General features: G+C 56.2%; 3 protein-coding genes. All 3 read right to left on the bottom strand.

Going from position 1 to position 3,225, the window contains the following annotated elements; genetic code table 11:
• Positions 1 to 1,090: MFS transporter (locus ACOSYY_RS10845; protein ID WP_421662372.1), on the bottom strand; the 1,090-nt coding region annotated here is incomplete at its 3' end.
• Positions 1,091 to 1,257: 167 nt separating this feature from the next.
• Positions 1,258 to 2,523, bottom strand: a complete 1,266-nt coding sequence (locus ACOSYY_RS10840) for an MFS transporter (RefSeq protein ID WP_421662371.1) — start codon at positions 2,521 to 2,523, stop codon at positions 1,258 to 1,260.
• A 507-nt stretch (positions 2,524 to 3,030) separates the two neighbouring features.
• A partial coding sequence (locus ACOSYY_RS10835; protein ID WP_421662370.1) for a topoisomerase DNA-binding C4 zinc finger domain-containing protein occupies positions 3,031 to 3,225 on the bottom strand: 195 nt, incomplete at its 5' end.

Below are 3,225 nucleotides of genomic sequence, written 5' to 3'. Positions count from 1 at the left end.
TGGCCGTGTAGAGCGCCATGACCCGTCCCACCATGTGAGCGGGCGAGATCTCCTGGATAATCCCCCAGGCGATCGGTGTCCAGGTCCCCAATCCCATGCCGATCACCATCACGAGCAGGGCTGCCACCATGATGTTCGACGTCCAGACCAGCCCACACAACGCCAACCCGCCGACGGCGCTCGACAGCGTGATAACCGATATCCGGCGCCGAAGATCCCATTCGGTGAGCCGTACGAGACAGAGCGAGACAAGGAGGAAACCCACGCCGAGCCAAGACCAAAGGTACCCCACTTCCGCGGGACCGAGTGAGAGAAGCTGTTTCCCGAACACAGGAAACAGCGTGGTAAAGGCTCCGCTGCTGAACGTATAGAGCGACGCCAACATGATCAACGCGAGGATCGCGCGCCGGGATATCAACGTATACCGAATACCGTCGAACAGATCTTCAATCGCCGTTGTGCGGCGGCTCTCCGGCGGAGACGTCGTCATCCCGGCCGATAGACGAAGGGGAAACAAGAATACCGCGGATGCCAGATAGGTCACCGCATTGACACAGAGCACGTCCTGTGAGCCGGAAAAGGCAATCCCCAGTCCGCTGATGACCGGCCCGATGATGATGCCGAGGCTCGTCGTGCTTTGGAGAAGGGCATTGGCGGCAGTCAACTGATCTTTTTGCACCATGAGCGGCACCGACGATGACAGCGTCGGGATGAACATGGCCGTGGCAATCCCGTAGAGAAACGTCATCACGTAGAGCGCTTCTATCGTAAACGACTCCACGGACACCCAGCAGGGGATTAAGCCGATCAAGAGGGCTCTGGCCAGGTCGCTGACGATCAGGATGGCCTTCTTGGGAAATCGATCGACCACCACGCCGATCACGGGTCCGAGGACAATCGGCGGCAATGTTTGCAGGAGGCCGATGACCGCCGTCTTCAGCGCCGAACCGGTGATGGAATAGACAAACCACAAAAGAGCCAACTTGCTGACGCCGTCCGCCACCTGCGACAACACCTGGCTCCACCACACCAGGCCGAAATCGCGCGTGAGGAGCCACCGTCTTGGACGGAGGATTGGACGTTCCACCATAGGAGACATCTCTTTTTCCCAATCCATCGTGAAGGGCCGACGGGATGCGTACGGCGGTTGTCTCCGCATACGTGATCTCAGCTGACCAGATTACATCGGAATGGGCCGACAGGATAGGTGGAACGGCAGGCGGAATGATCGGGACACCGCGCGACCTGACGTGAAGTTTAGGCTGCAACCCGTTGCGCCATGACCGCTTGGCGCATGAACCGGATCGCGACGGCTGCCGTCAGTAACAGAACCAGTCCAAGCCCGATAAGGCTTTGCGCCGGGCCGACGGCGTCCGCAATCCACCCAAAGCCGGTCATGTCCGCCATGGCGGTGGCCATCGATCCCGTGCTGAACGTCGTGAGCACGCGTCCCATTAAATGTTCCGGCGTGGCTTCCTGGAGCAACGCCCACACAACGGGATTCATAATCGCCGTGCTGCCACCGACGACAATAACCACCGCGGTAGCCACCAACGGTGTTTCGAGCAGGCTGAGGCTGCAGATCGCCAGCCCCCCGACCGTCATCCCACGGACAATGAGGCGCAATCGGCTATGCAGATCTCCTTGGCGCTTCGTGGCGAGCCAGGTGGACACCGCCAACATACCGACCCCGAGGCCGGACCAGAGCCACCCCAATTGAACCGGACCGACCTGGAGAAACTCTTTTGCATATACCGGCAGAATGAACACAAACGCACTCGCGCCCAGGTTGTACAAGGCGGAGATAATAACCAGGAGAAAAACCGTAGATTGCGTGCCGAAGACAAATCGAAGTCCTACTTTCAAATCGTCGAGCACGGTGGCGGAAATGCGACCGACCTCTTGGCCAATCTTGAGCGTTTCATGAAATCGCATGGGGATGAGACAACAGGCGGATACGAGGAAGGTGACCGAATTCACATACAGGACTTTTTCCGCCCCAATCATTGCGATGAGCACGCCGCTGATAGCCGGTCCCAGCAATAACCCAATGTTATTCGTGCCCTGGATCAAGGCATTCGCCCTCACCAATTCAGACGGATGGACCAAGCGCGGGACAGCCGACACTAAGGCCGGCCCAAAGATAGTCGAGACGATCGATGTCAAGAAGATCAGAGCATACAAGCCTTCAAGGGTGAGGAGGTCGAGAGCGAATAAAGCCGGGACAAGAAAGATCATGACGGCACGAATCAAGTCCACCCACACCATGACAACCTTCTTCGGCAGGCGATCAAGAAAAACCCCTATGATAGGGCCGAACAGCAAAGGCGGAATGGTTTGGAGCAATCCCACGATCGTCATTTTCAGAGCCGAACCGGTGAGGGTATACACGAACCAGAGTAGAGCGACTTTATTGAGGCCTTCTCCGATTTGGGAGATCATCTGTCCCCACCATAGCAACCCAAAATCCCTGGTGCGGATCAAATGCCAGCCTCGGCTATTGTGCTCCCCGCTGTCTTCCACGTCTCCGCTCCGTTCCTGGATAGGGCGTTCTCGTTTTCAATAAAAACATTAACGCACGCCGGTGAAGAATCAAGACTCGGAATTGTCCTAGTCGGAATCAGACAAATATCCGGCTTCAAAACGATTTTCGTCCAACGTATCTTCCCCTGAGCTCGAAGAAGAAAGTGCCGCTAGACATGCTTGGATATTCAGCAAAGTGAGTGCCGTTACGCCTTGTTCACAAGATGAGAGACGGAGCAATTGATCTTCAGCTGGTTAGGAAATTTCTCTCATGAAACGACGAATGGTTTATCCTACAGGAGCTGTAGCAGAATGGTATGGATGTGACTAAACTGCCTCATCTCCAGGAGACATGGCAGTTAACAACAGTCATAGCAGACATCAAGGAACCGCCCATGTTTGAACCTAGCGAGGACCTGTCAGTCAATCGCTGTCACGTGCAACAAGGATGAAGGAGTGTGGTGATTGACGGACTGCAAGGAAGGTAAAGGAACCGATCTCGAAGGGTCACCCTGCTTCGCGATAGCCGCAATCTTGATTGCGGCATTGAACACTCCGGCCGTCTTGCTTGCTGACTTTCTCAACCAGGAACGGGGCCTGGCACGTCGGGCAGGCTTTGGGCACAGGGCGATCCCAGAGGGCGAATTCACACTTGGGATAATTACTGCACGCGAAAAACGAGCGGCCTTTGCGCGTCCGCTT

The organism is Nitrospira sp. BLG_2, assembly GCF_049222245.1.
The sequence above is the reverse complement of the archived record's forward strand: the minus strand, read 5'-3'. Positions and strand labels throughout refer to the sequence as shown.